We start from the raw sequence: 3297 nt of genomic DNA on the forward strand, positions 1-3297 counted from the left end.
TGTCGATTTCCCGACGGCGCCGACGGACCAAACGCTTCTGCTCCAGCGTTCGGATGACTTCGGAAGCAGTGGGCAGCTTCACGGAGAGTTCCCGGGCAATCGTCGAAACGGTAGCCGATTGATTCGGTCGAGACCGGAGAAACGTCAGCACTTGAATTTGCAAAGGACCGATACCCTGCCGTCCCTTCCGCCTCCATGCGCGGCTCTTCATCGCCAAACCGATTTTTGAAAGTCCCGTCACTAAACGATCAGGAAGCGAATCTTGATCGATCTTCATTAATGCTGTCATAAAGCCTCTCCCTTAATGTATCCGAGAGGGCGTCAGTCTATTGCGCTTTCCTCCTTGCCGTCAAGCCTGTTCCGCTCGCAATAAGCCATCCCCTACTTTAGATGATCAGCGGACCACGAGCACTCCACAGTGGGCATGTTGAACTACACGGGTGGAGACGCTGCCGAGCAGTACACGGCGAATCGCGCCCATCCCCTTCGCTCCGGTTACGATCAGGTCGGCCTTATCTTGTTTGGCGACCGTTAGAATCTCATCAGCCGGCTTGCCTAGTCTCAAGGCTTCACGTACCTGAAAGCCTGATTTCGCGAGCTTAGCGCCATAGCGTTGGACCAGCATTTTCCCGGCCTCTTTGACCTCCGGATACTTAAAATAGGGCACCGCATGCGTCACCGTCACCATGACCGGTTCGCGATCCGGACCGTCAGGGGTCGGATCGACATAGCGCATCAGAAACTTGACCGCTTTATCCGACGCCGCAGACCCGTCGATCCCTAACACCACATGTCTCACGGGCCGAGGGCTCTCTTTCACGACCAGTACGGAACATGGGGCATGGTGAATGGCGTGGTTCGAGATGCTGCCCAGCATGAATCGATCCAAGGCATCCAAGCCTCGGGACCCGATCGACAGGAGTTCAATACCACGCCGCGCATGCTTCATGATCGTGGCCGCCACACCGCCCTTGTCGATCGTCACGGTTCCGCTCAAGCCGAGCGTCGATAACAAACGCTCGGATTCTTTTTTTGTGGACTTCGCCGCGGCTTCCATCCGCCTCACTTCGGACTGAACGTACCGTTCGGTTCCGACGACCACCGGTTGGATCATAAACGGCGCCCGAACACTCGCCACATCGACGACATGGAGGACACGGACGACCCGCTGCGCGGCGAGCGGCAGCTCCGCCAACCATTCGATCGCCCACTTGCCATGTTTCGACCCATCAGTTGCCGCAAGAATCTTCATGTCGAATATCCTTTGTTCGACCGGATGCATCGATGTTGCTCACAGGACCGCGCTGAACCGTTCTCGAAACGCCTCTGGAGACAGGCTGGTGAAGGCGGCATAGCGGCCCAGCGCATCCTGATTCTTCAGGTCGTCTTCGGTCAACCGAATCATGTATTGCCGGGCGATTTGGTAAGACTGGGAATCGATATCCACCATCCTCACCTTGGTCCGTCCGGTGGAGGAATCCACCATCTGCTTGAACGGAATCGGGGTGAACCGTCCATCTTGAATAGAGACCATGGCAGAAGTCCCACCATCGAGTAAATGCTGAGCGGCGCAATAACCGAGATCTCGGGTGTATTCGATGTCGTATGGAATCGGATCGGCGCAGCGGAGCTCATACCCCACGTTCTTCGCCACCAGGCTGGCGGAAAGTCCCAACTGGTGAAGCTGCTTCGCCAGTTCGCGCCGCAACACATCGCCGACGTCCACATCACTCATCCGCAAATGGCCGTGTTCGTCTCGCTCGACATGATCCAACCCGCCAAGGTCGCGTGGATCGAGAATTTCGATCAGTCCTTCGGACAGCACCGCAACCCCGTCGGACCGACCATGATCCAATCGTTTGATCATGGCACCGATTAAATGGTCGACCACCCGTTGCAGTTTGACCGGCCGTTCCCGAAACTCTTCCGGAATGATCGTCAGGGTCGCACCGGCCGCCTTTCCGATGCCCAAGGCGAGATGGCCGGCCTTGCGCCCCATGGTCACGACCAAATACCAGTGCGTGGTGGTGCGGGCATCGACCATGAGATTCTTCACGATCTCAGCCCCGACGTGACGAGCCGTTTGAAACCCGAACGTCGGAATACCATACGGAAGGTCGAGATCGTTGTCGATGGTCTTGGGAACGTGGATGACTTGAAGAAGACCGCCGGCTCGTTCCTCCAGCTTCATCGCCGAAAACGCAGTGTCGTCCCCGCCGATCGTGATCAAGCGCGTGACGCCGAGACTCGACAGCGCGAACACCGCGTTGTCGAGAGACTCGGCGCGTCTGGTCGGATTGGCGCGTGACGTGCCCAGGTAAGACCCTCCCCGGAAGTGGATTCGACTCACTTCCTCGATCGAGAGCGGCCGTACTTGTCCCGTGCCTCCATCCATGAGCCATTTGAACCCGTCGATGATCCCCAGCACGTCCGAGCCCCCAAGAATGCTGCGGATCGTGGCCGCGCTGATCACACTATTGATTCCGGGAGCCGGCCCGCCACCGACGAGAATCCCGACTGTCTGACGTTCGGCCGTCATCGGTTTTCTCCCTGAACGATCTCCCATCTGTTCTTCTTCATCATGGTCGGCATGGTTGTATACTCGATTTCGTTAAGAGGCAAGCAGTGAGGCCCGATTACTCCGGTAGTTCTTCCAACCCGACATGGGCGCGAAGGCGATTATAATTGAAAGCCGGCTTCCCAAACCGCCGACGTCCCGGATCATGCCGTTCCATGTCGCCAATCAGATCATCGACCTCGCCCCGCAAGGCTGCCGTCGCCGCCGCATGCCGAGGAGTTCGTCCGCCGAGCGCGAGATGAGGCTGATCAGCCCACTCCAGGTATGCATTCTCCAGGAACCGGTTGAGCAGCATACGGTCTTCTTCCGGTGTCACGATCAACGCCGGAGGCTCATCCGACATGAGTTCGGCCACCGATAGCTGCCGGGACGGGGGCTCTAACGTCTCGCCTCGAAAATGTAGCGAAAATCCCAAGGAGGCCGCAAGCCGATGCTTGATGTGGTCCAGGCGCTGTGGGTTGTCACATTCCACGATGAGTTGGAACGCGGTGAGCGTGAATCGAGCGACCAGCCTACCTTCCTCCTGTTGGGCCCATTGGCGGACCGGCGGCGGCTGATTCCCGGCGGCGCTCCGCGTGTCTTTCGCATCCGTCTGCTCTATATGAAATTCGTTCATCTCGGACAAGACTTGGGTGAAGAGCCGATGTTCGTGGTGATCGTACAGAGCGACCGCATACAGATAGGGCTGCCCGTTGGGAGAGCGATATCTGATACGGATC

General features: G+C 57.9%; 4 protein-coding genes. All 4 read right to left on the reverse strand.

Annotation, left to right across the window (positions count from 1 at the left end):
- Window positions 1–289, reverse strand: a 289-nt coding sequence (locus tag ACOSYY_RS12890; protein ID WP_421662864.1) for a MarR family transcriptional regulator, incomplete at its 3' end; no start/stop codon positions are given.
- A 105-nt stretch (window positions 290–394) separates the two neighbouring features.
- On the reverse strand, window positions 395–1252 hold the full coding sequence (locus ACOSYY_RS12895) for a universal stress protein (RefSeq protein WP_421662865.1): 858 nt from the start codon (window positions 1250–1252) through the stop codon (window positions 395–397).
- Window positions 1253–1291: 39 nt separating this feature from the next.
- Entirely contained in the window at window positions 1292–2539 is a 1248-nt protein-coding gene (gene pfp, locus ACOSYY_RS12900; RefSeq protein ID WP_421662867.1) for a diphosphate--fructose-6-phosphate 1-phosphotransferase, read from the reverse strand.
- 97 nt (window positions 2540–2636) lie between these two features.
- Window positions 2637–3297, reverse strand: a 661-nt coding sequence (locus tag ACOSYY_RS12905; protein WP_421662868.1) for a hypothetical protein, incomplete at its 5' end; no start/stop codon positions are given.

The organism is Nitrospira sp. BLG_2, assembly GCF_049222245.1.

Coding starts and splice junctions, on each gene's coding strand:
- ACOSYY_RS12895 (WP_421662865.1), bottom strand. CDS start 1,252: ATGAAGATTCTTGCGGCAACTGATGGGTCGAAACATGGCAAGTGGGCG.
- pfp (WP_421662867.1), bottom strand. CDS start 2,539: ATGACGGCCGAACGTCAGACAGTCGGGATTCTCGTCGGTGGCGGGCCG.